22 protein-coding genes are annotated in these 25621 nt (G+C 63.1%); 8 read left to right on the top strand and 14 right to left on the bottom strand.

The genetic code is table 11. The features are described from left to right. Positions 1-5 precede the first annotated feature (5 nt). The 3 genes from G533_RS0102015 to G533_RS0102005 are packed head-to-tail and all read left to right on the top strand — an operon-like array spanning position 6 to position 3206. On the top strand, positions 6-788 hold the full coding sequence (locus G533_RS0102015; RefSeq protein ID WP_027948517.1) for an enoyl-CoA hydratase/isomerase family protein: 783 nt from the start codon (positions 6-8) through the stop codon (positions 786-788). Between the two features lie 50 nt (positions 789-838). Then, a complete protein-coding gene (locus tag G533_RS20170) occupies positions 839-2413 on the top strand; it encodes an acyl-CoA carboxylase subunit beta (protein ID WP_051229878.1) in 1575 nt (524 codons plus the stop codon). Positions 2414-2438: 25 nt separating this feature from the next. Continuing rightward, positions 2439-3206 carry an SDR family NAD(P)-dependent oxidoreductase gene (locus G533_RS0102005; protein WP_027948516.1) on the top strand — a complete coding sequence of 256 codons (768 nt, stop codon included), beginning with the start codon at positions 2439-2441 and terminating at the stop codon, positions 3204-3206. A 49-nt stretch (positions 3207-3255) separates the two neighbouring features. Here the strand turns inward: G533_RS0102005 and G533_RS0102000 are convergent, their stop codons facing one another. The 5 genes from G533_RS0102000 to G533_RS20165 all read right to left on the bottom strand — a co-directional run bounded on the left by G533_RS0102000 (position 3256) and on the right by G533_RS20165 (position 11125). Further along, positions 3256-4812 carry a leucyl aminopeptidase family protein gene (locus tag G533_RS0102000; protein ID WP_027948515.1) on the bottom strand — a complete coding sequence of 519 codons (1557 nt, stop codon included), beginning with the start codon at positions 4810-4812 and terminating at the stop codon, positions 3256-3258. Between the two features lie 23 nt (positions 4813-4835). After that, the gene (rapA, locus tag G533_RS0101995; protein WP_027948514.1) at positions 4836-7640 is read right to left on the bottom strand and encodes an RNA polymerase-associated protein RapA; all 2805 of its coding nucleotides are present in this window, start codon (positions 7638-7640) and stop codon (positions 4836-4838) included. A 113-nt stretch (positions 7641-7753) separates the two neighbouring features. Further along, the gene (locus G533_RS0101990; protein ID WP_027948513.1) at positions 7754-8572 is read right to left on the bottom strand and encodes a TatD family hydrolase; all 819 of its coding nucleotides are present in this window, start codon (positions 8570-8572) and stop codon (positions 7754-7756) included. Then, positions 8569-9501, bottom strand: a complete 933-nt coding sequence (locus G533_RS0101985; RefSeq protein ID WP_027948512.1) for a LysR family transcriptional regulator — start codon at positions 9499-9501, stop codon at positions 8569-8571. Before G533_RS0101985 ends, G533_RS0101990 begins: the two co-directional genes overlap by 4 nt. Positions 9502-9646: 145 nt before the next feature. Continuing rightward, positions 9647-11125 carry a WS/DGAT/MGAT family O-acyltransferase gene (locus G533_RS20165; protein ID WP_051229877.1) on the bottom strand — a complete coding sequence of 493 codons (1479 nt, stop codon included), beginning with the start codon at positions 11123-11125 and terminating at the stop codon, positions 9647-9649. Between the two features lie 128 nt (positions 11126-11253). On the opposite strand from G533_RS20165, the gene G533_RS20160 reads away from it, so the two are divergent. Beyond that, positions 11254-12579 (top strand): hypothetical protein, encoded by a 1326-nt coding sequence (locus G533_RS20160; protein WP_035525898.1) that lies wholly within the window; start codon positions 11254-11256, stop codon positions 12577-12579. Here the strand turns inward: G533_RS20160 and G533_RS0101970 are convergent. The 6 genes from G533_RS0101970 to G533_RS0101945 all read right to left on the bottom strand — a co-directional run bounded on the left by G533_RS0101970 (position 12557) and on the right by G533_RS0101945 (position 18886). Further along, on the bottom strand, positions 12557-13189 hold the full coding sequence (locus G533_RS0101970) for a class I SAM-dependent methyltransferase (RefSeq protein WP_027948511.1): 633 nt from the start codon (positions 13187-13189) through the stop codon (positions 12557-12559). The genes G533_RS20160 and G533_RS0101970 overlap by 23 nt on opposite strands. 1 nt (position 13190) lies before the next feature. Beyond that, positions 13191-13646: a cold-shock protein gene (locus G533_RS25435; protein ID WP_144079756.1), complete on the bottom strand. Its 456-nt coding sequence runs from the start codon at positions 13644-13646 to the stop codon at positions 13191-13193. A 155-nt stretch (positions 13647-13801) separates the two neighbouring features. Continuing rightward, positions 13802-14014: a cold-shock protein gene (locus G533_RS0101960; protein WP_027948509.1), complete on the bottom strand. Its 213-nt coding sequence runs from the start codon at positions 14012-14014 to the stop codon at positions 13802-13804. An 89-nt stretch (positions 14015-14103) separates the two neighbouring features. Further along, a complete protein-coding gene (locus G533_RS0101955) occupies positions 14104-16938 on the bottom strand; it encodes a valine--tRNA ligase (RefSeq protein WP_027948508.1) in 2835 nt (944 codons plus the stop codon). A 33-nt stretch (positions 16939-16971) separates the two neighbouring features. After that, positions 16972-17400, bottom strand: coding sequence for a DNA polymerase III subunit chi (locus tag G533_RS0101950; RefSeq protein ID WP_027948507.1), 429 nt, complete (start codon positions 17398-17400; stop codon positions 16972-16974). 1 nt (position 17401) lies between these two features. Beyond that, on the bottom strand, positions 17402-18886 hold the full coding sequence (locus G533_RS0101945; RefSeq protein ID WP_027948506.1) for a leucyl aminopeptidase: 1485 nt from the start codon (positions 18884-18886) through the stop codon (positions 17402-17404). A 123-nt stretch (positions 18887-19009) separates the two neighbouring features. On the opposite strand from G533_RS0101945, the gene lptF reads away from it, so the two are divergent. Continuing rightward, positions 19010-20128 carry an LPS export ABC transporter permease LptF gene (gene lptF / locus G533_RS0101940; protein WP_027948505.1) on the top strand — a complete coding sequence of 373 codons (1119 nt, stop codon included), beginning with the start codon at positions 19010-19012 and terminating at the stop codon, positions 20126-20128. Further along, a complete protein-coding gene (gene lptG / locus G533_RS0101935; protein WP_027948504.1) occupies positions 20115-21176 on the top strand; it encodes an LPS export ABC transporter permease LptG in 1062 nt (353 codons plus the stop codon). The genes lptF and lptG overlap by 14 nt, the downstream gene beginning before the upstream one ends. Before the next feature lie 19 nt (positions 21177-21195). Here lptG and G533_RS0101930 read toward each other — a convergent pair whose 3' ends face one another. Continuing rightward, the gene (locus tag G533_RS0101930) at positions 21196-21657 is read right to left on the bottom strand and encodes an RDD family protein (protein ID WP_027948503.1); all 462 of its coding nucleotides are present in this window, start codon (positions 21655-21657) and stop codon (positions 21196-21198) included. Positions 21658-21814: 157 nt separating this feature from the next. Here G533_RS0101930 and G533_RS0101925 point away from each other — a divergent pair, with 157 nt between their 5' ends. Both G533_RS0101925 and G533_RS20155 read left to right on the top strand, forming a co-directional pair. Then, the gene (locus G533_RS0101925; RefSeq protein WP_027948502.1) at positions 21815-22495 is read left to right on the top strand and encodes a response regulator transcription factor; all 681 of its coding nucleotides are present in this window, start codon (positions 21815-21817) and stop codon (positions 22493-22495) included. A gap of 6 nt (positions 22496-22501) precedes the next feature. Then, positions 22502-23884 carry a sensor histidine kinase gene (locus tag G533_RS20155; RefSeq protein ID WP_035525895.1) on the top strand — a complete coding sequence of 461 codons (1383 nt, stop codon included), beginning with the start codon at positions 22502-22504 and terminating at the stop codon, positions 23882-23884. Here G533_RS20155 and G533_RS20150 read toward each other — a convergent pair. Next, a complete protein-coding gene (locus G533_RS20150) occupies positions 23853-24542 on the bottom strand; it encodes a hypothetical protein (protein WP_051229876.1) in 690 nt (229 codons plus the stop codon). The two genes, G533_RS20155 and G533_RS20150, sit on opposite strands and share 32 nt — an antisense overlap. A gap of 108 nt (positions 24543-24650) precedes the next feature. Continuing rightward, positions 24651-25592 carry a zinc-dependent alcohol dehydrogenase gene (locus G533_RS0101910; RefSeq protein ID WP_027948501.1) on the bottom strand — a complete coding sequence of 314 codons (942 nt, stop codon included), beginning with the start codon at positions 25590-25592 and terminating at the stop codon, positions 24651-24653. Positions 25593-25621 lie beyond the last annotated feature (29 nt).

Below are 25621 nucleotides of genomic sequence, written 5' to 3'. Positions count from 1 at the left end.
ACACTATGGCAAATTACGACACCGTGACGGTGGAGCGTTTCGAGCGCGTGGCCTTGGTCAGCTTCAATCGCCCGGACAGCCTCAACGCATTCAATGCTGCGCTGCGGGCCGACATACTGCAGGCCGTGGAGGAAGTGAATGCCGACCCTGAGATTCGCGTAGCGGTACTTACCGGAGCGGGGCGAGCGTTCTCTGCCGGCGCCGATCTCGCTGAGGTTACGGGCGCCGACTTTGATGTTGAGAGCCAGTTGAACCAGGAGTACAAGCCGGTTCTGATGGCTATTCACCAGGCCCCAATGCCCTGGGTCAGCGCTGTGAATGGCGCCGCAGCGGGCGTGGGCAGCGCCTTTGCCATGGGTTGTGATCTCACGGTTATGGCCGAGAACGCCTACCTCTATCAGGCATTCGCGGCGATCAGCCTGGTGCCGGACGGTGGCGCCACCTGGCACCTGGCACGCACTCTGGGACGCAAACGCGCATACGAGCTGATCGTGACCGGCGAGAAACTCCCGGCGCAGCGCTGTCATGAGCTCGGGCTGTGCAACCGGGTCGTGGCGGCAGACACACTGGTTGCCGATGCCCTGGCGTGGGCGCAGGAACTCGCAGGGAAGGCGCCGCTGGCACTGCGCTATGCCAAGGAATCCCTGAACTTCGCCCTTGAGCAGGAACTGCCCGCCACGATTTCCGAGGAAGCCCGCTTGCAGAAAATCTGCATCGGCAGCGCCGATGCTGTTGAGGGGGTGGAAGCGTTTATTGGCAAGCGCGCCCCCGTCTGGCAAGGCAAGTAGGCTGCGTTCACGAAGCACCAGCGCCGGGGTTCGACCATGACAGGTAACGCATGAAGGAGTCTCTGCGCCCCGAGTTACAGGCCCTGCGCGAGCGTTTGCGGCGCACCGGGGACGACTACCGAAACGAGGCCCGCGAGCGGCGCCACGCTGCGGGGTATCGCACGGCACGCGAGAACCTTGACGATCTGGTGGACGCCGGCAGCTTTCAGGAATACGGTCAGCTGGCTGTCGCCGCCCAGCGCACGCGCCGCGACTATGTTGAGCTGCAGAGCAGCACCGCGGGTGACGGCATCATTACCGGCACGGCAACAATCAACGCCGATCAGGTGGGTGCGCAGGCGGCGCGTGCGGCGGTTGTAGTCAACGATTATGCGGTACTCGCCGGCACGCAGGGCTTTTTTCATCACCGCAAGCTGGACCGTATGTGCGAACTGGCGGAGCAGCACGCGTTACCGGTCATCATGTTCACCGAGGGCGGCGGCGGCCGGCCCGGTGACACCGATGTTCTCACGCACATCGCTGGTCTGCACATAGAGTCATTCAGCACCTGGGCACGTCTCGCAGGCAAGGTGCCCCGCATTGCCGTGAATAACGGCTACTGCTTTGCGGGCAATGCAGCCCTTTTTGGCTGTGCCGATTTCACTATTGCCACGCAGACATCGTGGATTGGTATGGCAGGGCCGGCCATGATTGAAGGGGGCGGCCTGGGCAAGGTCGCGGCCACGGACATCGGTCCCCTGGAAGAGCAGCTGAAGAATGGCGTCGTGGACATTGCGGCAGATGACGAAGCGCATGCCACGGCCCTGGCGCAGCAGTTACTGGCCTATTTCCAGGGGCCGGTGCAGGCCTGGTCATGCGCCGGGCAGGAGCCCCTGCGCGACGCCGTACCGGAGGACCGCCGTTGGGCCTACCCTGTGCGCAAGGTTATTGAAACCCTGGCCGACACGGGTTCATTTCTGGAACTGCGCCGGGTGTATGGGCGCAGCATCATCACCGGCTTTATCCGCCTCGAAGGGCTGCCGGTTGCACTGATCGCCAACGACTGCCAGCAACTCGGCGGTGCCGTAGACGCTGAGTCGGCGGAAAAGGCGGCGCGATTCCTCGGCCTGTGTGACGCCTTCGGTTTGCCGGTGCTGTCGCTGACCGACACGCCGGGCTTTATGGTGGGGCCGGCGAGTGAGCGGCAGGCGGCGGTGCGCCGCATGTCGTCCCTGTTTATCACGGGCGCCAGCCTGCAGGTGCCCGTCGTGGCGATTTTTCTGCGCAAGGGCTACGGGTTGGGCGCCATGGCCATGACCGGCGGCAGTTTTGTCGCGCCTGTCTATGCCGCCGCCTGGCCCACCGGCGAGTTCGGTGGCATGGGGCTCGAGGGCGCGGTGCGCCTGGGCTTCCGTAAAGAGCTTGAGGCTGTGGACGATCCTGCAGAGCGCGAGCGCTTGTTTGATCAGTTGCTGGCGCAGATGTACGAAGCGGGCAAGGCGTCGGAAGCGGCTTCATTTCTCGAAATCGACGCCGTGATTGACCCAGCGGAGACGCGTGCGACGGTACTCCGGGCGCTCTGTGCGGCGGGTGTCTGTCCACCGTCCGCAGGCCCACCGGGTGCCAGCCCGCGCCATGGCGCCTGATGACTCATTTTTAGGGAGAAAAAGCATGCACAACCTGTTTGACGTCAGTGGGAAAGTGGCCGTGGTGACCGGGGGCTCACGTGGTATCGGGGCGATGATTGCCGAAGGCTTTGTGGCCAACGGCGTGAAGACCTACATCACCGCACGCAAGGCCGAGGAGCTGGAGGCGACGGCGGAGCGCCTGTCTGCCCTGGGGGAGTGTATTCCCATCGCTTCGGACCTCTCCACCCTGTCCGGCATCACCCAGTTCGCCGCTGCGGTACGTGAGCGGGAAAGCGCGGTGCATATCCTGGTCAATAACGCGGGCGCCACCTGGGGTGCGGACATAGACGACTTTCCCGAGAGTGGCTGGGACAAGGTCATGGACCTGAACGTCAAATCGATTTTCTTTCTCACCCAGCAATTGTTGCCGGCGCTACGCGCTGCCCGCCGCGACGACGACCCGGCCCGGGTGATCAACATCGGCTCAGTAAATGGCATCACCAACGCGCATGGCAACAACTACGGCTATAGCGCCAGCAAGGCTGCGGTACACCAGCTGACCCGGCAATTGGGTGCGGATATGGCGAAAGAGGGCATCAACGTCAACGCCATAGCGCCGGGCTTGTTCCCGAGCAAGATGACGGCGCACATGCTGGCGCATGAAGCGGAGTTGGTTGAAGGTTTCCCGATCGCCCGGCTGGGCTCGCCGGAAGACGCCGCGGGCACGGCCATTTACCTCAGTGCCCGTGCCTCTGCCTGGGTGACCGGTCACGTGCTGGTACTCGATGGCGGATTGGTAGCGGAGTCCTGAAAATCCTGCCGCCGGCTGGCCTCGGGCCAGCGGCGGCAGTCGGTGCCTGCTACTGTGCCGGAGGGCGCGCGTAGAGTTTCACCCACTCGGTGAGCAGGCGAACACCGTAGCCTGTGGCGCCGGTTTGCGGTGGTAGGCTCGCGGCGTCATGGCGTCCGTTGCCGGCCATGTCGATATGCACCCAGGGAGTCTCGCCCGCGAACCGCTGCAGAAACACCGCGCCCGCCTGCGCACCGGGGCTCCCGGTGTTGCGAATATCCGCCACCGTGCTGTCGATGATTTTCTCATAGGGCCCGAGGGGCAGCCGCCAGACGCGCTCGCGGGTCAACTCGCCGGCTTCGGTAACGCTGGCAACCAGGTTGTCGTCGGTGCTGAACACAGCGGCGTAATCACTGCCCAGGGCGCGCACTTTCGAGCCGGTCAGGGTGGCGATGTCGACAATGACTCGCGGCTCAAATTTCTCCCGCGCGTACCAGATACCGTCTGCGAGCACGAGGCGTCCCTCGGCATCCGTATTGGCGATTTCAATAGTAATGCCGCTGGCGGAGGTCACCACGTCACCGGGCAACTGCGCGGTACCGGATACTGCATTCTGTGACAGGGGCATAACGCCGACAACGTGAATGGGGACACGCTGGCGCGCCAGTGCTTCGATAGTGCCGGCCACTGCCGCTGCACCGGCCTTGTCGCCGGTCATGGCGAGCAGGGAGTTGGCGTCCAGCTTCAGGTTGTAGCCGCCGCTGTCGAAGGTGATGCCTTTGCCGACCAGCGCGATGGGGGCTGCTTTGCTGCCGCGCCATTGGGCGATCAACAGGTGCGAGCCGTGCTGGCTACCACGGCTGACACCATACAGAGCCTCCATACCTTCCTCGAGGATCTGCTTGGGCTTCAGCAGGGTGATTTTGACCCCCAGGGGTTCCAGCCGTGACCTGACCTGTTCGGCGAATGCTGCCGGGTAGCCATCACTGCCAGGCAGGTTGGTCAGCTCGCGGGCGGTGAATACGCCCTCGGCGAGTGCGCGCAGTTCCGTGTAGCGCTCTTCGGCGGTATTCGGGGTGGTTGTCAGCCAGTGATACGTTTGCGCCGGGCGCGGTTCCGGTGCCGATTTGTAGCGGTCGAAGCGGTAGTTTGCCAGGTCTGCGCCGTGGGCCAGCGCTGCCACGGTACTGCCGTGGTCGCTACCCTGCGGTAACAGACTGGTATTCACCGCCACGGTGCTGGACGCTCGCGTTGACAATAGCGTGGCGAGTGCCGCGCCCACCGATTCCGCATCAGCGCGCGGGAGGCTCTGCCCAGCGCCCACGCCGAGTGCGACCAGCCGCTGCGCCTCAAGCCCGGTGGGGGCAAGAATTTCAAACTGTTCACCCAGCGCACCGGTGAAAGCCTGTGCCTCCAGCGCGCGTTGAAATTGCGCTGCAGTCGCCCCGGGCCAGCCCTCGGGTGCGGCGATAGCACCCTCGAATTCGGGCACGAGAACGACCAGCGCTTCAACGTTTTCGGGTTGTGTCGTGCGGAACTCGTTTCGGGTGTTGAGATAGTCCGCAGAAGCCATTGTCGCCAGGAGTGAAAAACCCAGCAGGGCGCAGATACGTAGGTTTGCTAGCATGGAATGTAGAGGTCTCCCTGGTTTCAGGTTGTAATGATCAGGCGCAGCGCCTGTAGTTGCAGGCTGGCATGGCCGATATGCAGCGCCGATTCTTCAATCCGGTAAGACATATGGTCCAGCTCCTCCTGCCGAATGGAGGGGTTTACCGCGCGCAGTGCCTGCAGGCGCTCGAGTTCCGCACCCAGCTCCGCGCGCATGCGCTGTTCTGCATCTGCCAGCAGCGGCGCGAGGCGCTCCGTGGCAAGGCGGGTGGCGAGCAGCATCTTGTTGTCCACGTCCTGTTGCACCTGCTTGATAATGGCGAGGGCAGTACTCTTGTTGACACGTTCGACCAGGCCGTTCAGCCGCTCATGTGGCACCAGCGCGGCGAGGTCCTTGCCGCGGGCATCGACCAGCAGGCGCAACGGGGACAGCGACAGGAAGCGCTCCAGCTGCAATCCGCGCGGTGCCACGCAATTGATGGTGAACACACACTCGAGCAACATGGTGCCGGGCGCAATGCCCTTCAATTTTATCGTGCCCAGAGCCGCGTTACCCAGCTCGGTGGAGCGCACCATGTCCATCGCCTCTACCAGCATGGGGTGCTCCCAGGTGAGGAAGGCCATATCCTCCCGGGCCAGTGCCTTGCTGCGGGAGAACGTCAGCGTGGTGCCGTCTTCCGGCAGGTGGGGGAAGTGTCCGGTCAGCATATGGTCGGTGGGCCGCAGCACCAGCGCGTGCTCTGAATGGTACTCGTGCTCTACGCCATAGGCCTCGCACAGTGCCTCCAGATACTGTTGTAGCGCGTCGTCCTCTTCGTTGCCGGCGATTTCCGCGATCAGCTGTTGCGCCACGTCTGCCTTACAGGAGTTGCGCTCCAGCAGGCGGTCACGACCTTCGCGCAGTTCGCGCCGGGTTTTCTCGGTGAAGGCGGCGGTATCGGCAATCAGCGCTTCCAGGGTGGCATCCGGGTCCTGCAGCAGGGGTAGCAGGCGGGCCTGGAACCGCTCCAGGATCATGGTGCCTGCAGAGCAGCTTTCACGAAACAGGTTCAGGCCGCGGTCGTACCATTCGAGGAGAACTTCCTGCGCACCGCCTGCGAGAAAGGGCACGTGTATCTGCACGTCCTCTGTTTGCCCGATGCGGTCGAGGCGCCCGATGCGCTGCTCGAGCAGGTCGGGGTTGAGGGGCAGATCGAACAGTATCAGGTGGTGGGCGAACTGGAAGTTGCGGCCTTCGCTGCCGATTTCAGAGCACACCAGGGTTTGTGCGCCAGCCGATTCGTCGGCGAAATAGGCGGCGGCGCGATCTCGCTCGATGATGGACAGCCCCTCGTAGAAGGCTGCTGAGCGGATGCCGGCGCGCAGGTGGAGATAATGCTCCAGCGTCACCGCCGTCTGCGCCCGGGCGCAGATGACCAGCACCTTTGCCGGGCGCAGGGCCTTCAGCGTCTGCTCCAGCCAGGCGACGCGCGGATCGAAGGACAGCCAGCTGTCGTCGTGGTAGGGCGACTCCGGATGCAGTGCCTCGGCGATATCGCTGTTGGCGTGGCGGTAGGCATCGGGCTGTTCCAGCGGGTAGCGGTGCAGCACGCGCTGGGGAAAACCACTGATGGCAGCACGGGTGTTGCGGAACATCACGCGCCCGGTGCCGTGGCGGTCGAGGATCTGCTCGATCAGCGTTTCTGCCGGTGCATCCGCGTCCAGCCCCTCCGGTAGCCCTGCAGGGCGTTCGCCGCGCTCCAGGCGCAGCGTCAGGTCGCTCCAGTGCCGGTACTGCTGCTCTTCTTCGCGGAAGGCGGACAGCGAGTGGAACCGCTCCGGGTCCAGCAACTGCAGGCGTGCAAAGTGGCTCTCCAGACCGACCTGCTCCGGTGTGGCGGTGAGCAAGAGGAGCCCGGGGTTCTGGCGGGCCAGTGCGGCCACGAAGCGATAGTCTTCTCCCGGGTTGTCCGGCGACCAGTGCAGGTGGTGCGCCTCATCGACCACCACCAGGTCCCAGTTTGCGGTCAACGCTTGCAGTTGGCGCTCCTGGGAATCGCGGAACAGATCCAGGCTGCACAGCACCAGCTGCTCGGCGTCAAACGGGTTGTGCTCTTCCACATCCAGCAGCGGATCCTCGTCCAGCATGTCGAGCGGATCGGCCTCCGCCAGTCGTTCGGCGTCGAACAGGGCGAAATGCAGGTTGAAGCGACGCAACATTTCCACCAGCCACTGGTGCAGCAGTGTTTGCGGTACCAGCACAAGTACCCGCGATGCGCGCCCGGTCAAGAGTTGCTGGTGCAGGATCATACCTGCCTCAATGGTTTTGCCGAGGCCGACTTCATCCGCGAGCAGCACGCGCGGGGAGTGACGTTGCCCCACTTCGTTGGCGATATACACCTGGTGGGGCAGCAGGCTGGTGCGCGAGCCCATCAGACCGCGGGCGGCGGAACGCTGCAAACGGTCCAGGTGCGTAAATGTTGCCACGCGCAGCGCGAAGTCGCTGGTCTTGTCGAAGTGGCCATTCAGCAGGCGCTGCTGCGGTGTGGTGATCTGCACAAACGGGTCCAGCTCCAGCTCGGACACCGTCACGCTTTCCTCGTGGTGGTCCGTACCCGTGTAGAGCAGGAGGCCCGCGCTCTCGGTCACCTCGGTGATGGCGAGTTCCAGCCCCTGTACGGTGGAGATGTGATCCCCTGCCTTGAAGCGTAACCGGGTGAGTGGGGCGCTCTCAGCTGCGTACGTGCGCTCTTCGCCAACGGCGGGAAAGCTCAGCGTAACGCGCCTCGGCTCGACCTCGACGATAATGCCCAAACCCAGCTGCGCATCCGCGTGGCTTACCCAGCGTTGACCGACAATGTATTCCATAGCGTCCCATTTGCTGCCGGGCCCTGGCGTACGGCCCGCAAAAGGCGCCTAGTCTACCACCGACAGGCTGCCGGGTTGAGGCTTGCGGGCAGCGCGCGGGGAAATTGCCCCCATTATTCGCCTGTCGCGGGGAAAAACAGGGCAAGACTGTTGCGGTAGGCGGCCTGCAGCAGGGTTTCCACAGGTATTTCCAGTACCTCGGCGATCCGCTCGGCGATGAAAGGCAGGTAGAACGGTGCATTGGGCCGTCCCCGGTAGGGCACGGGTGTGAGGTAGGGAGCGTCGGTTTCCAACACCAGCTGATCCAGCGGTGTTGCGGTCACCACGGCGCGGACGTTGTCGGCGCTGTTGAAAGTGGTAATACCGTTGAACCCGAGCATGAACCCGGCATCAAGACAGAATTCCGCCAGCGGCAACCCCGACGTGAAGCTGTGGATCACCCCCTTGCGCTGCAGTTGCGGCGCGTATTCGGCGAGTATGGCGCGGGTGTCCTCATCGGCTTCCCGGGTGTGCACCACGATCGGCAGATCGAGCTCGACTGCCAGCGCCAGCTGCGCAGCAAATACCTTGCGTTGCACCGCCCGGTCCGCATGGTCGTAGTAGTAATCCAGGCCGATTTCGCCGATCGCCACAATACGTGGGTCGCCCGCATGCGCGCGAATCCGCGCCTCGACCGCGCTATCGAAGCCCTCGGCTTCGTGCGGATGAATGCCCTGCGTGCCCCAGATGTCCGGTGCCGCTCTGGTCAGCGCCAGCACGTTGTCCAGATTGGCCGCCGATACGGCAATGGTAACGATACGCTCCACGCCCACCTGGCGAGCGCGGACCAGGGTATGTTGCAGTTCTGCGGCATCAAGGTAGTCCAGGTGGCAATGTGTCTCGATTAATGGCGTGGCAAATACGGGTATGTCGCGCCGCTTGCTTTTACTCATCGCGCCTCCAGTTCGGTAATTGTGTCGATGATCTGCGCCCACAGCCACTGGTGCAGCGGTGACTGATCCGTGCGGCGGTGCGCGACCAGCATGTATTTCAGGGCGTAGTCACTGCCGGGGGGCGTTGGCAGGGCGACAATACCACTGGTGATATGCGAGTTCTGCAGTACATAGGCTGGGCCGGGCAGAAAGTAGTCCGTACTGCGCAGTACTTCCATTGCCGTCATCAGGTGTGAGGTTTCCAGAGATCCCTGCGACGGGCTGCGCACCCGCATGAAAGCGTCCGAGCTGCGGGCCAGCTCGGCCTGTTCCAGATCGGGCACATACACGCGAATCAGCGGGAAACTGGCGAGGCGGTCCCAGGTGACCTCCCCCGTGGTGAGCGGATGCTGCGCGCGTACCAGAATGGCGGCTGGTGCCGTTACCAGTTGCTGAGCACGGTACTCCGCTGGATAGTGGGACTGGGCAATGTGAATGGCAAAATCGAGGGTGCCGGTCGCCAGGGCATCAAGTTGATGTTCCAGCCGGGTGATGGTGCGAATGGAAAGGCGCGGGGCCAGCCGGTGCAGGCGCTGGATGAATGCCGGTAGCAGGGCAATACCCACGTATTCCGACAAGGCCAGTGTGACCTCACCGCTATAGGTGTAAGGGTCAAAACGCGACCCTGATACCAGGCGGTTTATATCGTCCAGCACACTGTTCAGTTCTGCAGCCAGTTCCAGCGCTCGGGGCGTGGGCTGCATACCGCGGTTGCTGCGGGTAAACAGCGGGTCGCCGAACAGTGCCCGCAAGCGACTCAGGGTCTTGCTCATGGCCGGTTGAGTGATGTGCAGGCGCTCGGCAGCGCGCGACACGCTGCGCTCCTCGAGCAGCGCTTGCAGGGCCACGAGCAGGTTGAGGTCGGTCTTGTGCAGGGTGAGCGTGTCCACCGGTCAATTATGAATCATTTTCATGGCGAACATAATAAAAATACATTGGATGTATATCGGCCTGGAACCTACACTGTTCCCATGTCATGAGAGTTTCCGTTGCTGAGTGACGGAAACGCCCATCCAGGTCCAGTAAGTGACACTTTCAAACCCGCCTTCTGGCGGGTTTTTTTTGCGCTTTGCGTGGCGCCGGCGTGCGCCGCGTGCGTGGTAGCACGGCAGCCGCCAGTGCCTGCAAGGATGCCTCAAGGCAGCGCTTGTAGTGCTCCGGGTCCGGCAGCATGGCGCGGTCGGCGAGTACCGATACGGTCATCTTGCCGCAGTAGCTGAATACCATGTGGAACAGCCCCACGCCCGGCGTCAGCACGCCCAGACCGTAATAGTCCATCAGGCGGGCGCCGGAACAGTACAGCGGCTGGTCCGGGCCGGCAACATTGGACACCACTGTGGATATGTTGACCGGCAGGTAGCTGGAGAGGTGGTTGCGTGCCCAGAAATTCGCAACCGGACGCGTGATTGCCGGCGTGAATACGCCGGCCAGCTTCAGCATATCGACCAGCGGGCTTGCGTCGCCGGCCCGCTGCGCATCAAGTGAGCTATGGTGGATTGCCTGTAAACGGGCGGCGGGGTCGGCAATGTCGGTGTGTAGTGAGGTGAAAATCGAGCCGACCTGGTTATGGTCTTCACTGGACTCGCGGCGCGCGCGCATGTTGACTGGAATCGCCGCCGCAAGTGCCGCGGACGGTGCCTCTCCCAGGTCATCCAGGTAGCGCTGCAGGGCGCCGCCGACAACCGCCAGTGCCACATCGTTGATCTTGACGCCGGCGGCATCCTTGATGGCCTTGAAATCCTGCAAGCTGAACTCAGCTGCCGTGAACACCCGGTGCGGGCTTACCGAGTGGTTGAAGCGGGTTTTCGGCGCCTGCATATCGATACCGGGATAGTCGCCGGTAGCCACGCCCGCCGCGTAGCGTGCCAGCCGCAGGGAGTTGCCCGCGGCGCCGCTGACTACGCCCGCCACATTCTTGATCCCGTTGACTGTGGCGCGTGAGAGCAATTCCGCCATACCGGGGGTGATATCGACCAGGCGTGGCAGGGGCTCATCGCTGTCGGCGGGGGCGGGGTCGGGCACCAGGTCGTGGATCAGGGCGGCGATGGAGTTGCCCCCCATGCCATCGACCAGTGAGTGATGGATCTTGACCATGATAGCGAAGCTGCCTTTGGGCAGGCCCGGAATACGGTCCAGGCCCTCAATAATGTAGGCTTCCCACAGTGGCTTGGACATGTCCAAAGGGCGGGAATGCAGGCGCGCAACCTGAATGCACAGCTGACGCCAGTCCCCCGGGCTCGGCAGGGCGATATGCCGCAGGTGGAATTCCACGTCGAAGCGCTCGTCTTTCACCCAGTAAGGGCGGTCCAGGCCACCGGGCACTTGAACCAGCCGGGTACGAAACAGGGGCTGGTTATCCAGTCTTCTTTCGAAGGTTGCAATCAGCTGTTTGAAGCGCACTTTCCCGCCCGGGGCGGTAGACGGGTCGTAAATTCCCAGGCTCGCGATGTGCTGTGGCGTACTGCCGCGCTCCAGGTTGATGAAGGCAGCGTCCAGAATGCCGAGCTGTTTCATGCAGGTGACTCCGGGTCGCCGATGAAGTGGAGGAAGAATGATGAGTCTGTCTGCCCGCCGTTATATCATTAATGCCCGGCTTGCTCTAGCGGCACCCGGAGGAGGCAAGTGGTGACGAGGGGCTGGCGATGAAGCAGGGACGATCGGTACCGGGCGGACAATGGCTGGCTGTACTTTGTTGCCTGTTGTTCTGTGCCGTTCCGCTGGCCGCAGCCTGGGCCGCGCCGGGCATCAGTTACGGGCACGACTTTATTCGCGCGGGCAAGTCATGGCCGGATGAGGCCCCGCTACCGGCTCGCCTCGACCCGGCCGCGGCGCTCGATCCCGCACTAACGACGCGGCAACGGGAGCGCCTGCAGGAGATGGAAACGGTGCAGGGACCGTATGCGCCCGGGCTTGCTGAGCCTCTGGCCGAACTGGGTCGCAGTCTGTCGCAGGCTGGTGATCCCGGTGCGGCTTTGCGCAGTTTCAACCGCGCCCTGCATGTAATGCGCGTCAACGAGGGACTGTACAGTGAGAACCAGCTGCCGTTGATCAAGGAATTGCTGGCCGTGCACCGCAGCCTGGGGGACTGGCGCGCGCTGGATGCCCGTTATGATTACTACTACCGTCTGTTGCACGGAACCGGTGCAATGCAGGATGCCCGCGGGGCGGCTGAGTACTTTCGTTGGCAGCGCGAGGCCCTGCGTCGGGAATTGGACAGCAGCGACGATCAGCGCCTGGTGCAACTCTTCGAGAGCAACGAGCAACTGTTGCTGGCCGTGGACAATACGCTGCCGGCCGCTGAGCGCTGGCACCTTGTCGACAGCCAGTTGCGCAACCTCTATCTGATTCAGGCCCGGGCCCGCCCCGATACATTTGCGGTCCGCAGCACTGCGTCACCGTCTTTTGGTTTTCGCCAGGAGCCGGTGCAGGAGTTGGATATTCATCAACAACGGCTGGCGGCAATACAACGTTTGGCGGAGGGCCGGGGTACGGAGCTCCTGGCTACGTTCATTGCGGCACCGGACCTGCGGGATGAGGCACTCCGCGCCCGGGCCTGGCTGGCGCTTGCAGACTGGCGCCAGTGGAACGGTGCACAGGGCGATGCGCTGGAGGATTACCGCGCCGTGGCGCTGCATCTGCAAACCACAGGGCAGCAGTCTGCGCTCGAGGCGTGGTTCGGCGCGCCGGTCGAGCTGCCCGACAACGGTGCCTTCATTCGCGACCCGGGGGCAGGTGGAGCGCTTGTTGCGGCACGCTATCGGATAAACGATCGGGGTGTGGCACAGGATGTGGAAACAGAAGCGCTGGATGAAGCGGACAAAGGCTTTGCCATGCGGCTGTATCGCAAACTGCTGAGAACACGTTTTCGTCCGCGTATGGAAGCGGGCGTGCCCGTTGCGAGTGACCCCATAGAGCGCACCTACCGCTATCTGGACCGGGAGGCCATCAGGCGTTTTCGATCACCATGAGCGCGCCGCGCGCTTCCACACTGCCGCGACAGCGCCAGGGCAGGAGTTCGGCACAGTGCCGGTCAACACAGCTCTGTGCCATGTCGAGAAAGGTGGAGCGCTCCGGGTCCGCGATGATGATTGTTTTCACGCCGGCCTTCACCGCCCGGTTGACCAGGTTGGTGACCGGGCGCACCAGTTCATCCCAGAAGCACACATCGGCCGCCAGCAGCATGTCGTAGCGTGCCAGTTCACGGGTCGTGATCTGCTCGAACCGCTTCACCTGCGGACGGGTGCTCACGCCGTTGAGTGTCGCCACGGCGTCGAGGTACGGGAACACATCCGGGTCCGCGTCCAGCGAGGTCACTGCACTGCCCAGTCTGGATGCACACCAGATCCCGGCGATGCCCCAGCCGCAGCCGACATCGAGCACTTGTGCGGTGTGGGCGGGCGGATTTTTGTGCAGGTAATCCAGCAGCAGACAGCTGGATTTCCACAGCTTGTTACCGTGAATGCTCGGCAGTTTGCCCTGACGGCGCACGCGGCGAATCGCTGGGTGTGCCGCCGTGGGCATAACCATGCCGCGAAAGCGGCGCTCGGTGCGCGTTGGTTTACCACCGCTGTTTGCCATCTCAGTGCGACCGTTCCAGCAGTTCTACGTCCTCGGCCTGGGGGCCCTTGTCGCTCGCCGCCGTATGAAATGCAACGCGTTCCCCATCGCGCAAGCTGCGACGGCCTTCGCCGCGAATGGCGCGGAAGTGCACAAACACCTCGCTACCGTCATCGCAGGTGATAAAGCCGAAGCCCTTGGCGCTGTTGAACCACTTGACGGTGCCCTGTTCACGACCCGCTTGTGCCGGCTTCGCGCTGCGCGCCGGTTTTACCGCTGCCTTTTTGCTGCTTTTCTGCTGCCTGGGTGCGGGTTGCGCCGTCGATACGGGCCACAGTGCACCCAGCAGCGCGGAACCGGTCGTTGCCACAGCGAACAGCAGCAGCAGGGTGAGGTCAGGGAAGGGCAGGCCCAGCAGTGAGCCCGCCAGTGCGGACAGCGCCAGGGCAAAGAGCAGGGTGACAATCAGTTGGGACATGAAGCGCATGTTGTTCCTCGTTAACGGTAGGGTGAATGCCTGTGATGGAGAGCCAGGCGCATGTAACTCGGCCCGCGGCGTTAGTGCCCGCGGGCAAGCAAGGTCGGGTATATTCGATGAACCGGGACGTGTCGCGCGACACGGCGAACCGCGACTCAGGTTTTTTGCACGTCCTCGGCCTGCAGGCCCTTGGGCCCTTCAACCAGGCTGAACTCAACGGCCTGCCCTTCATTGAGAGTGCGATAACCGTCACCCTGGATTGACCGGAAATGCACGAAAACGTCTTCGCTGCCTTCCTCCCGGGTGATAAAGCCAAAACCCTTGGCATTATTGAACCATTTTACCGTGCCACTTACACGTTCATTCATACCCCTTTCCTCGGTATTCTCTGCTGCTTTTTATTATGGCCAACGCGCCGCTCGCGTTGGCTCCTGAATACGTGCACCGAGTGTTGAGCCTACAGGCGCGCGATATAGTCTGCCTGACCGCGCAGCTTTTGCAGCGCCTGCTCCAGCGCCGCCAGCTTTTCCCGTTCCTTGTCGACAACGTCCTGCGGTGCCCGGTCAACAAAGTTGCTGTTGCCGAGTTTGCCCTGCAGGCGGCCGCGCTCTTTCTCCAGTTTCTCCAGTTCCCGGCCGAGTCTGGCCAGTTCCGCATCGCGGTCAATCAGCCCCGCCAATGGCACCAGCAGCTCCAGGTCACCCACCAGGCCGGTGGCGGCAACGGGGGCCTGTGCGCTGGCGTCCAACCATTCAATGCTATCCAGCTTCGCGAGCTTTTTCAGGAAGCTGGCGTTGTCATGCAGGCGCCTGCGGTCGGTTTCACTGCCGTTTCGACACAGCAGGTCCACGCCCCGCCCCGGCGGTACATTCATTTCACCGCGTATGTTACGAATACCGACAATCACCGCCTTCAACCATTCTATATCCGCATTTGCGGCACTGTCCACGGCACCGGGATCGCTCTCTGGCCAGGGCTGCAGCATGATGCTGGGGCCGGAAATCCCCGCCAGCGGCGCGGCGCGCTGCCAGATCTCTTCGGTGATAAACGGCATGAAGGGGTGCAGCAGCCGCAGCCAGGTTTCCATGACGGTGATCAGCGTGCGGCGTGTTCCACGCAGCAGTGCAGGGTCCGCTTGCTCGTCCCAGAGCACGGGTTTCGACAGTTCGAGATACCAATCACAATACTCGTTCCAGATAAACTCGTAGAGTGCCTGGCTGGCGAGGTCGAAGCGATACTGGTTGATGGCGGTTGCGACGGCGTCGGCGGTACCCTGCAGGCGCGAGAGAATCCAGCGGTCGGCCAGGCTGAGCTGCACCGGCAGGCTACTGTCGGTGCCGCAGTCGTGCTCCTCACAATTCATCAGCACATAGCGTGCGGCGTTCCAGATCTTGTTGCAGAAATTGCGGTAGCCTTCGATGCGTCCAATATCGAACTTGATATCGCGACCGGTGGAGGCCAGCGAACAGAACGTGAAGCGCAGCGCATCGGTACCGTAGGCGGCGAGGCCCTCCGGGAATTCGGCGCGGGTCTGCTGCTCGATCTTCTTTGCCAGTTGCGGCTGCATCATGCCCTGGGTGCGTTTTTCCACCAATGGCTCAAGTTCAATGCCGTCGATCAGGTCGATCGGGTCCAGCACGTTGCCCTTGGACTTGGACATCTTCTGGCCCTGCGAGTCGCGCACCAGGCCATGGACGTACACGGTGCTGAACGGTACCTGGGGGCTGCCGTCCGGGTGCTTGATGAAGTGCAGGGTGAGCATGATCATGCGTGCCACCCAGAAGAAGATGATGTCGAAGCCGGTTACCAGCACGCTGCTGGGATGGAACGCCTGCAGGTCTGCTGTGTCTTCTGGCCAGCCCAGGGTCGAAAAGGTCCAGAGAGCGGAACTGAACCAGGTGTCCAGTACGTCCTCGTCCTGTTGCAGCGCGACGTCCGGCGCGAGCGCATACTTTTGCCGCACCTCGGCCTCATCGCGCCCCACGTAGACTTTGCCCTGTGTGTCGTACCAGGCCGGGATGCGGTGTCCCCACCAGAGCTGCCGGCTGATGCACCAGTCCTGGATGTCGCGCATCCAGGCAAAATACATGTTCTCGTACTGTTTGGGCACAAACTGTATGCGCCCGTCCTCGACCGCTTCGATGGCGGGCTGGGCAAGGTCCGCCACACTGACGTACCACTGGTCCGTGAGCCAGGGTTCCACCACCGCGCCGGAACGGTCACCGCGGGGCACCTTGAGGGTGTGGGGTTCGATTTTCTCCAGCAAGCCCAGGGTCTCGAAGGCGCCCACAATGGCCTTGCGCGCTTCGAAGCGTTCCATGCCCGCATACTCAGCGGGTGCCCGCTCCCCGTGCTGGGCAGCATACCCGGCAAAGGTGAGTACCGTGAATTCGCCCAGAACATGCGCGTTGCGGTCGAGGATATTGATCAGCGGCAGGTTGTGGCGTTTGCCGATTTCGTAGTCGTTGAAGTCGTGTGCCGGGGTGATCTTCACACAGCCGGAGCCGAATTCCGGGTCCACGTAATCGTCGGCAATGATGGGGATCAGGCGGTCGGTGAGCGGCAGGCGGACCTGTTTGCCGACCAGATGCTGGTAGCGCGGATCCTCCGGGTGTACCGCAACGGCACTGTCGCCGAGAACGGTTTCCGGGCGCGTAGTGGCCACTACGAGGTGTCCGGATTCGCCTTCGATGGGATAGCGGAAATGCCAGAGTGAGCCCTGTTCCTCTTCGTTCAGCACCTCGAGGTCGGAAATGGCGGTGTTGAATACCGGGTCCCAGTTCACCAGACGTTTCCCGCGGTAGATCAGCCCCTGATCGTACAGCTGCACGAACACCTCACCAACGGCCGCGGAGAGCCCCGGGTCCATGGTGAAGCGCTCTCGGCTCCAATCGACGGAGGAGCCAAGGCGCCGGATCTGGCGGGTGATGTTGCCGCCGGATTCCGCCTTCCAGTCCCACACGCGACGCAGGAACTCTTCCCGCCCCAGGTCGTGGCGGGACGTGCCCTCCGCCGCCAGCTTCCGCTCCACAACCATCTGTGTTGCGATGCCGGCATGGTCGGTGCCCACCTGCCACAGGGTGTTGTCGCCGCACATGCGGTGGTAGCGAATGAGGCAGTCCATGATCGCGTTGTTGAAACCGTGGCCCATGTGCAGGCTGCCAGTCACGTTCGGCGGCGGGATCATGATGCTGTAGCTGTGCTCGCCGCCGCGGGGCTTGAAGTACCCCTGTTGTTCCCAGTGGTCATACCACTGTGCTTCGATTGCGGCAGGTTGAAAGGTCTTGTCCATCGCGGTTGCTGTCCGGGTGCGAAAAGCGCGGGATTATACGCCGCCGAGGTCGTGCTTTTCCAACTGGTAACCCCGCGACTGATAAAAGCGCCAGGATTCCCTGAGTGCCGCAAGGCTGGCGTTATCCTGGGTAACCACCTCGGCAACACGGTGGAAACGGCCGAAAAACGCCGGCACTTCCAAGCGCAGGTTGATCAGCAGGTCGTCATGCCCGGCAGGTTCCTCCCCCCAGCCTATGGCGACCAGGTCTGAACCGGGTTCACCAGCGAGGCCATGGGGCAGGAAACTGCCCGGGCGAAAGGACCAGAGCAGTGTATCCAGTGAGCGCGCCTGCGCCTGATCCCGGGCATGGATGTAGATGCGATGGCCGCGCTGAAACGCTTTGTCGGCCAAACGCGCTGCGACCTGCAGGCGCTGTGCCTCGCCCGCCTGCTGGATGACGTAGAAGCCTACCCGCGTCATGTCAGTCCGCGGCCCGCCCCTGCAGGTAGCGAGTGAGCATGGCCACCGGACGGCCGGTGGCGCCCTTGGGCGAGCTGTTCCAGGCGGAACCGGCGATATCCAGGTGCGCCCAGGGATAGTTCTCGGCGAAGGTCGCCAGGAAACAGGCGGCGGTGACCGACCCACCTTCAGGGCCGCCGATATTGGCGAGATCCGCGAAGTTGCTGTTCAGCTGCTTGCGGTAGTCGTCCCACAGCGGCATGCGCCAGCCGCGGTCGTGGCTGTCGGTGCCAGCGCTCAGCAGTTGCTCGGCCAGCGCTTCGTCGTTGGCATACACGGCCGAGGCGTGGGAGCCCAGGGCAACCACACAGGCCCCGGTGAGTGTCGCGATGTCAATCACCGCGGCGGGCTTGAAACGGCTGGCGAAGGTGAGGGCATCGCAGAGCACCAGGCGGCCCTCGGCGTCTGTGTTGAGTACTTCGATGGTGGTGCCGGACATGCTCTTGACCACATCGCCGGGTTTCGTGGCGCGCCCGCTGGGCATGTTTTCTGCCGCAGCAATGATGCCGGTGACGTTCAGCGGCAGTGCCATGTCGATCACGGCCTGCAGTGTGCCCAGCACGCTGGCCGCGCCGCACATGTCGTATTTCATTTCATCCATCTTGGCTCCGGGCTTGATGGAAATGCCGCCGGAGTCGAAGGTGATCCCCTTGCCCACCAGAACCTGCGGTGCTGCACCGGATTTTCCGCCGCGGTATTCGATGACGATGAGTTTGGCGGGTTCGTCGCTGCCCGCCGATACCGAGAGCAGCGAGCCCATGCCCAGCTCGCGCATTTTCTTCTCTTCCAGCACCTGCGTGCGGACCTTGCTGTTGCCGCGAGACAGCTTGCGCGCCTCGCTGGCCAGATACGACGGTGTGCAGATATTGCCGGGCAAGTTGCCCAGTTCGCGGGTGTAATTGATGCCGCGGCCGAGCGCTGCGCCATTGTCCAGCGCTGCTTGCGCGCGCTTTGCTGGCAGCCCCTTGCCCGGGTTGACCACGAGCTTTTTCAACGCGAGCGGATCTTTGGGCTTGGAAACCGTGCGCGTATAGCGATAGCTGCTGACTGTGAGGGTGCGCGCGACCAGCTCCAGCAGCCAGGCGCCATCGACCGCATCGCTCAACAGGTCAGCCGTGTGCAGCAGCGCCTCTGTTACATTACTGGCATTCAACGCGGTGCTCAGGCCTTGAAACGCCTCGCGCGCGGCTGCGTGGCTGAAACGGGCGCGATCACCACAACCCAGCAGCATGACGCGTTCGGCATTGCCGATGCCGGGCAGCAGGTGAGTCTGCCCCGGTTTGCCCTGGAAATCGCCGAGCTTCAGGGTGTTGCTCAGGGCGCCGGCGCTATCCAGTGCGGTAGCCGTGGCGGACAGCTCACTACCGAACACGGCAACAATGGCGCAGCGGGTTTTGGTTTTGCTGGGGTCCGCGCTGGCGCGGGCGGTAAAGGTAAGAGTGCTCATGGTCTGTGCCTGCTAGTTTTCGTGGGCGTGGAAAAGACCGCTAGTGTATGATGTACAGCGAAGAAACTGAACCTCTGGCGATCGCCCGGCACGGGCGCTTGCCACGCTGCAACCTGGACCTGCATGAAAATCCTGGCGTATCTGACGCGCGATGTCCTGCAACATACTGTCGCGGTGAGTTTCACCCTGTTGGTGATCATCTTCAGTGGTCGCTTCGTGAAGTATCTGGCGGAGGCTGCGGTAGGCAATCTGGCGGGTGATATCCTGCTGCCCGTGATGTTCTTCCGCCTGCCGGGTTTTCTGGAGTTGATTCTTCCGTTAGGCCTTTTTCTGGGCATCCTCATGGCCTACGGCCGGCTCTATGTCGAGAGCGAAATGGTCGTGCTGTCGGCCTGTGGGGTAAGCCCCACTCGTCTGGCTGGCTATACCCTCGTATCGGCGCTGCTGGTGATGGCGCTAGTGGCGCTGCTGAGCCTGCTGGTCACCCCGTTGGGTGCGGCGCGGTCTTCGGCACTGCTGGATGACCCGGAAACCTCGCAGGGGCTGCAGACTCTGGCGGCAGGGCGTTTCCAGTATCGCAAGTCCAACGGTATCGTGAGCTACGCCGAGCGCATCGACCCGGATAGCGGCGTCATGCACTCGGTCTTTCTTTCGCAGCAGTCCGCCGCACCCGGCGGCGGCACCCGGCTGACGATTACCGTCGCCTCTGAGGGCGAGATCGTCCTCGATAGCACAACGGGTGCGCGCTATCTGGAGCTGCGCGATGGCTACCGCTACAGCGGCCAGCCCGGCGAGCTGGATTACGAGGTGGTTGAGTTCGAGCGTTTTGGTGAGCGCATACCAGAGCCGGAAGGCGGTATTCGCAGCGTGCCGCGCGTTGATGCCAGGCCCACCCGGGCGCTGCTGGAATCCACGCTGCCCGAAGAGCGCGCTGCGCTGCACTGGCGGCTGTCGCTGCCAGTCACTGTGCCAATCGTAGCCCTGATTGCCTTGTCCCTGAGCCGCACGGACCACCGGCGTGGTCGCTACATCAAGATGGCGCCGGCCTTCGCCCTGTACCTCATTTACCTCGTGTTGTTGACCAAGGCGCGCGCCGCCATGGAAGAGGGTGCGGGGCCGCTGGTCTTCTGGGCGGTGCACCTGCTCTACGGCACCCTGGCGCTGGGGTTGCTGTACGGCGACACGCTGCGTCGACGCTGGTATGCCCGCAGGGCCAGGGGAGTTGCCGATGCGTCTGCTTGACTGGTATATCGGGCGCACATTGCTGGCCTCCATCTTTCTGGTGCTGCTGGTCATCGTGGGGATTGATGTCGTTTCCGTGTTTATCGATGAGTCGGGTCGCCTCAGCGAAAGCTATACCTTTCTGGAAATGTCGGCCTACATTGCACTGACCGTGCCCGGCCGCCTGTACGAGTTCATTCCATCGGCGGCGTTGATTGGCAGCCTGGTGGGCCTCGGCCAGCTGGCCACGGCCAGTGAGCTCACAATTATGCGCGGTGCGGGCGTGTCCATCGCGCGCCTGGTGGTGGTGGTGATGAAATACGCCCTGCTGGTAGCGCTGGTCGGCTTTGTGCTGGGGGAGGTGGTCGCCCCGCCGGCGGAACAGCTGGCCGAAAACCGCCGGGCTCTGGCGCAAAGCGCGCCCGGCGGCCTTGCCGGCCGCTACGGTATCTGGAACCGCGAGGGCGATTCCTACCTGTATTTCAACGCGGTGGAAAGTGAAACTGCCCTGCGCGGTGTGCTGCTGGTGCAGTTGGACGAGCGTCGTCGGATGATCGCATCGCTGGGCGCGCAGCGGGCCCGCTTCGCCGGGGATCACTGGGTGCTGGAAGATGTGGTGAAAACCGATTTCAGCAGCTGGGAAACCACCCGCACGCGGGCCGAAACACTGCGTTGGGATACCGGTATTACACCGCGGTTGTTGACCATGGAAGTGGTCTCCCCCGAGCGCTTGCCGCTCATCGATCTGCAGCGCTACAGCCACTATCTGCAGCAGCAGGGGCTGGATGCCGATGATTTCGAGATTGCCATGTGGCGCAAGCTGCTGCAGCCGGCATCGATAGCCGGTCTGGTGTTGGTGGCGATAGCGTTTATTTTCGGCCCTTTGCGTGACGGTACCCTGGGCTTGCGCATTTTTGCGGGTGTTCTGGTGGGGGTGGCCTTCCAGATCAGTGAGGACTTGTTGGGGCCCGCCAGCCTGGTGTTCGGATTCCCGCCGCTCTATGCTGCGCTGACGCCGGTGTTGCTGTGTATTGGCGTGGGGCTGGTGCTACTGCTGCGTACCCGCTGACGGGGGTGGTCGGCGGCGGTTATTTCTCGCGCTTGGGCAGCAGCAGAAGGTGGCTGCCACTGAGGTGGTCGTGCCAGTACAGTCCGCGTTTGTCGATCAAGCACCACCAGTAGCCCAGCCCCGCAGGCAGTAAAGAGACCAGAGCAGCGCCGCAGCGCAGCAGGCAGCGCCCAGTGCCCGGTGTGGCGCCCGTTTCATCCACGAGCTTTATGCGCCAGGCCTGCATGCCCAGTGTCTGGCCGCCCTTGCGCCAGAACAGGGTAAAAAACACCGCCACACAGCCTATGCTCAGTAATTGCACCACCTGGGGATTCATCTGGTAGTAATCGCTGCCCTCGCGAATGCCGAGCAGCCACATTTCGATTGCGCTTGCGATGGCTACCGTCACACCAATCAGCGGTATGACCAACAGCGTGTCGTAGAGCAGGGCCGCGAGCCTGCGCAGCAGCGATGGCGGGCCTGATGCATCGGGTTCTGACATGCGGTCTCCTGGTGCCTGTAGCGGGGGCGGGCGCGTCGTGGCGACGGGAGCGATTCTAGCACTGTCAACGTCGCGGCCGCGTATTACGGCATTGTAAATTGTTCGGCCGCACAGGGCAGTGCTACATTGCGCGATCAATCACGCAGGGAATAGACGGATGAAAGTGCTGCTGGTGGAGGACGACCGTGCCGTTGCCGAGTTCATTGTGTCGGAGCTGCAGGAGGCCGGGCATGTCTGTAGCCACTGTGCTGATGGCGAGTCGGGACTTGCCGCCGCACGCAGTGGCCAGCACGATGTGCTGGTGGTCGATCGCATGCTGCCGCGCCTGGATGGCCTGGCGCTGTTGCGCAGCCTGCGCGAGGGAGGGCAGCGCACCCCCGTGCTGTTGCTGAGTGCCCTGGGCAGCGTTGATGACCGTGTACAGGGCCTGCACTGCGGCGCCGATGACTATCTGGTCAAACCGTTTGCGATGGCCGAGTTGCTGGCTCGGCTGGAAATCCTTGCCCGGCATGCGCGTGAGGTCGGTACGGAAGTGCCAACCCGCCTGCAGGTGGCGGATCTGGAGATGGACCTGCTCACGCAGGAGGTACGACGCCACGGAGAGTTGATCAGCCTGCAGCCGCGGGAATACAAACTGCTGGAGTACTTGATGCGGCATGAAGGCCAGGTGGTTACCCGCGCCATGTTGCTTGAGCATGTCTGGGGCTATCATTTCGACCCGCAAACCAATGTGATCGATGTGCACGTCTCCCGACTGCGCCAGAAAATCGACCGGGATTTTACGCCGCAATTGCTGTCTACCGTGCGTGGTGCCGGTTATAGCCTCGGCGATAGCTAGGCGACCATGCAGCTCCTCGACGTCGTCAAGAGCCTCACCTTTCGCTACATCGCCAAGTATGTGACTGCGCTCAGTGCCACCGTGTTTCTACTGTTGGCCGTCCTCTATGGGTACTTTAGTTACGGCTACTTCACCGACCTGCGGTCCTCCATCCTCGATGAACTGGAAACACTCCAGGTGGTGTATGCGGGGCAGGAGCTGGCGGGTGTCGAGCAGTACCTGCAGGACCAGCGCAACCTGCCCACCATTGGTCGCTTCAATTATCTGATTGCGGACGCCGAGGGCAATAAGGTCGCCGGCGACCTGGCCCAGACACCGCGCTACCGTGAGTTCTCCGGCGGCTGGCTGGGTTTTCAGCTGGCCCTGTTGAACTGGGGCGAGCCGATGGATGTCGATTTTCTCGCCCGGCGCGCGCCACTCGGTGACGGCATCAATGCGCTGGTGGCGCGCAATTATGCGGACGCCATTGCCAGCGGGGGGTTGGTGTTCAACACGCTGTTCCGGGCCATGATTGCGACTTTGCTGCTGGGCATTGTGGGCGGTTTTTTCAGTGCGGCGACAACCTTGCACCGGTTCGAACGACTCAATAGCGAGCTTTCGAGCATTGTGCGCGGGAATTTCTCCCAGCGCTTGACGGTCGCCGGGAAGCAGGGCTACCCGCGCGAGCTGGCCCGGGCAATGAACCAGATGCTCGATCAGATCGGTTCGCTGATGCAGGGCGTGCGCCTGGTGTCAGACAATATCGCCCATGATTTGCGCACACCGCTGACCCGTATTCGCAACCAGCTCAGCCAGCTGCGGCAGCGGCTGGACCCGACCGGGCAGGATGAGGTGGACCGCATTATCGAGGACTGCGACAGCCTGCTGTCATCCTTCAATGCTCTGTTGCGGATATCTGCGCTGGAGTCAGGCAGTCGTCCGCCGGTACACGCCGAGGTTGATCTCTCCGCTTTGCTGGGCGATGTGGTTGAGCTTTATGAGCCGGTGGCCAACGAGCGCAATATAGCATTGCAGCTGTCGCTGGCCGGTGGCCTGTCCTGTCCCGGTGACACCGATTTGTTGTTCCAGATGAGTGCCAACCTGCTGGACAATGCCATCAAATATACGCCGGATGGTGGCCGCATCGAAGTCGGTTTATCGCGTCAGCCCGAGGGCAACGAGATTGTGGTGGCTGACTCCGGCCCGGGTATCGATCCGCTGGACAGAAAGAATGTGTTCCGGCGCTTTTTCCGCGTGGAGTCCAGCCGCGGTGAGCAGCCGGGGCATGGCCTGGGTCTCAGCCTGGTGCAGGCAATCGTGCACTATCATGCCGGTCGTATTCTGCTCGACGACAATGAACCGGGCCTGCGCGTGGAGGTTATTCTGCCGGCGGTGGATCAGCCAGGCTGATAGCGCTGGTGTCCGGTGCCTGCGCTGTGTCGCGCTTACGGTACTGCGCTTCCAGCACCTCGGCACCGGGTGGGGCCAGGCTGATGGCTGACACGTCGACATCGTGGGGGGCCGGGGAGTGTGCTTGCCCATCGCGCAGGTCACTGCCCGGGTCTGCCAGGGTCAGCCCGGAGTCGGCAAGGGGTGCAACCGCAGTGCTGCGCTCCAGATTCGGGATGCGCTCCCCGACGTTGCCGAGGGTAATATGGCTGGTGTCCGGGGCGGGTGGCGATGGCTCCCGCGGTGCAGCAAGACGGCTGCCAACCGCGGCAACGTCCAGTGCCGGTGCGGGTATTGCGGGGGCTTCCGGCTCGCGCTCTTCGGGGCGCAGAACATCACTGCCTGCGGGAGCCAGGGTGAGCCCCGAGGACGCGGGCTGATCGGTTGCGCGCACCTCCCTGATAATGGGCCTGCCACCGGCACTTTCCATGGCTTCACGGTACTTTTGCGCCACCGCGGCGTCGCAATCGCGCTTGAGCAGTTGTGGCTTGCCGCTGAAGAGCTTGTCCAGCGTCGCATCGCCGGCCTTGAACAGGCGCGCGAAATTACGACGCACAGTTGCCTTGTCCTGGCCTTCGCGCAGTTCTCCTGCAAACATCACATCGTAGCGGGTATCCATGGGCTGTCCTGCCTGAGCTTGCCTGCTTCGAGTATAGGCGCTGCCGGCCAGCAGACCAAGAGTCACCCCGGCCCCCGTGCGGTCAGGGGCATGCGGCGTCGCGCCGACTCAGGGGATGAAAGCGACCTTGATGGCGCCCTGCCTGCGGTCTGCGGCAATGGCAAAGGCCTCTGACGCAGCTTCCAGCGGCAGGCGATGGGTGATAAGCGTGGGCGCAATTTTGGGGTTGCGGGCCAGCGCGGCGGCCGCAACTTCCACATCGCGCACAAGCCCCTGACGGGCCTGCGCCATGGAGGTCACCGTGCGCAACTCCTTCATCGTCATTTGCATGGCGGGCATGGTCAGACCGCCCCAGTAGGTTGCCAACATCAGGATGGTGGCGCCGGGACGACAGAGATTGGCCGCCTGAGCCATGGCGCTGTCGGTGCCGGCGCAGTCGATGACCAGGTCGTAGTCTTCGGTGTCTCCACCCAGCGTCGCCCCGAGGATCTCGCCGGCGCGCATCTGTGCGTCGTGGCGGGCAAACAAATGCACCCGATCGGTGGCCTGACGGGCAATCGCTACCGCGCACTGGCCGATGCTGCCGCCGCCAATGATCGCCACTTTGTGTTTGCTACTGATACCCGCCAGGCCGATGCCGCGAACCGCGACAGAAAGTGGCTCGACGAGGCAGGCGTCCTCGGCCAGGATTCCGCCGGGAAGGCGCACCAGGCATTTCTCGGGGACAATCAACTCTTCGGTCATACCGCCATCGCGGCCCACGCCCATGACGGCTTCACTGCCACGCACGCACAGGTTGTAGTCGCCACGCACACAGCGTTCGCAGTGGCCGCAGTAGACAGTCGGTTCAATGGCGACCGGCGTGCCGTCCGCGGTGATGCCGGCAATTTCGTGGCCCAGGGTGAAGGGAATGGGAAAGCCCTGTTGCCAGAAGTGCAGGTCGCTGCCGCAGATGCCCGCCGAGGCGACCCGGACACGCACACCTTCGCCGCTGGGCGCAGGCACATCGTGGACATGGATTTCGTGGTTGTGGCAGCGTACGGCTTTCATGGGGGTTTTCCTTGGTAGCGCGAGTTTAC

This window comes from Haliea salexigens DSM 19537 (assembly GCF_000423125.1).
Lineage (GTDB): Bacteria > Pseudomonadota > Gammaproteobacteria > Pseudomonadales > Halieaceae > Haliea > Haliea salexigens.
The sequence above is the reverse complement of the archived record's forward strand: the minus strand, read 5'-3'. Positions and strand labels throughout refer to the sequence as shown.

Coding starts and splice junctions, on each gene's coding strand:
- G533_RS0102015 (WP_027948517.1), top strand. CDS start 6: ATGGCAAATTACGACACCGTGACGGTGGAGCGTTTCGAGCGCGTGGCC.
- G533_RS20170 (WP_051229878.1), top strand. CDS start 839: ATGAAGGAGTCTCTGCGCCCCGAGTTACAGGCCCTGCGCGAGCGTTTG.
- G533_RS0102005 (WP_027948516.1), top strand. CDS start 2,439: ATGCACAACCTGTTTGACGTCAGTGGGAAAGTGGCCGTGGTGACCGGG.
- G533_RS0102000 (WP_027948515.1), bottom strand. CDS start 4,812: ATGCTAGCAAACCTACGTATCTGCGCCCTGCTGGGTTTTTCACTCCTG.
- rapA (WP_027948514.1), bottom strand. CDS start 7,640: ATGGAATACATTGTCGGTCAACGCTGGGTAAGCCACGCGGATGCGCAG.
- G533_RS0101990 (WP_027948513.1), bottom strand. CDS start 8,572: ATGAGTAAAAGCAAGCGGCGCGACATACCCGTATTTGCCACGCCATTA.
- G533_RS20165 (WP_051229877.1), bottom strand. CDS start 11,125: ATGAAACAGCTCGGCATTCTGGACGCTGCCTTCATCAACCTGGAGCGC.
- G533_RS20160 (WP_035525898.1), top strand. CDS start 11,254: ATGAAGCAGGGACGATCGGTACCGGGCGGACAATGGCTGGCTGTACTT.
- G533_RS0101970 (WP_027948511.1), bottom strand. CDS start 13,189: ATGGCAAACAGCGGTGGTAAACCAACGCGCACCGAGCGCCGCTTTCGC.
- G533_RS25435 (WP_144079756.1), bottom strand. CDS start 13,646: ATGTCCCAACTGATTGTCACCCTGCTCTTTGCCCTGGCGCTGTCCGCA.
- G533_RS0101960 (WP_027948509.1), bottom strand. CDS start 14,014: ATGAATGAACGTGTAAGTGGCACGGTAAAATGGTTCAATAATGCCAAG.
- G533_RS0101955 (WP_027948508.1), bottom strand. CDS start 16,938: ATGGACAAGACCTTTCAACCTGCCGCAATCGAAGCACAGTGGTATGAC.
- G533_RS0101950 (WP_027948507.1), bottom strand. CDS start 17,400: ATGACGCGGGTAGGCTTCTACGTCATCCAGCAGGCGGGCGAGGCACAG.
- G533_RS0101945 (WP_027948506.1), bottom strand. CDS start 18,886: ATGAGCACTCTTACCTTTACCGCCCGCGCCAGCGCGGACCCCAGCAAA.
- lptF (WP_027948505.1), top strand. CDS start 19,010: ATGAAAATCCTGGCGTATCTGACGCGCGATGTCCTGCAACATACTGTC.
- lptG (WP_027948504.1), top strand. CDS start 20,115: ATGCGTCTGCTTGACTGGTATATCGGGCGCACATTGCTGGCCTCCATC.
- G533_RS0101930 (WP_027948503.1), bottom strand. CDS start 21,657: ATGTCAGAACCCGATGCATCAGGCCCGCCATCGCTGCTGCGCAGGCTC.
- G533_RS0101925 (WP_027948502.1), top strand. CDS start 21,815: ATGAAAGTGCTGCTGGTGGAGGACGACCGTGCCGTTGCCGAGTTCATT.
- G533_RS20155 (WP_035525895.1), top strand. CDS start 22,502: ATGCAGCTCCTCGACGTCGTCAAGAGCCTCACCTTTCGCTACATCGCC.
- G533_RS20150 (WP_051229876.1), bottom strand. CDS start 24,542: ATGGATACCCGCTACGATGTGATGTTTGCAGGAGAACTGCGCGAAGGC.
- G533_RS0101910 (WP_027948501.1), bottom strand. CDS start 25,592: ATGAAAGCCGTACGCTGCCACAACCACGAAATCCATGTCCACGATGTG.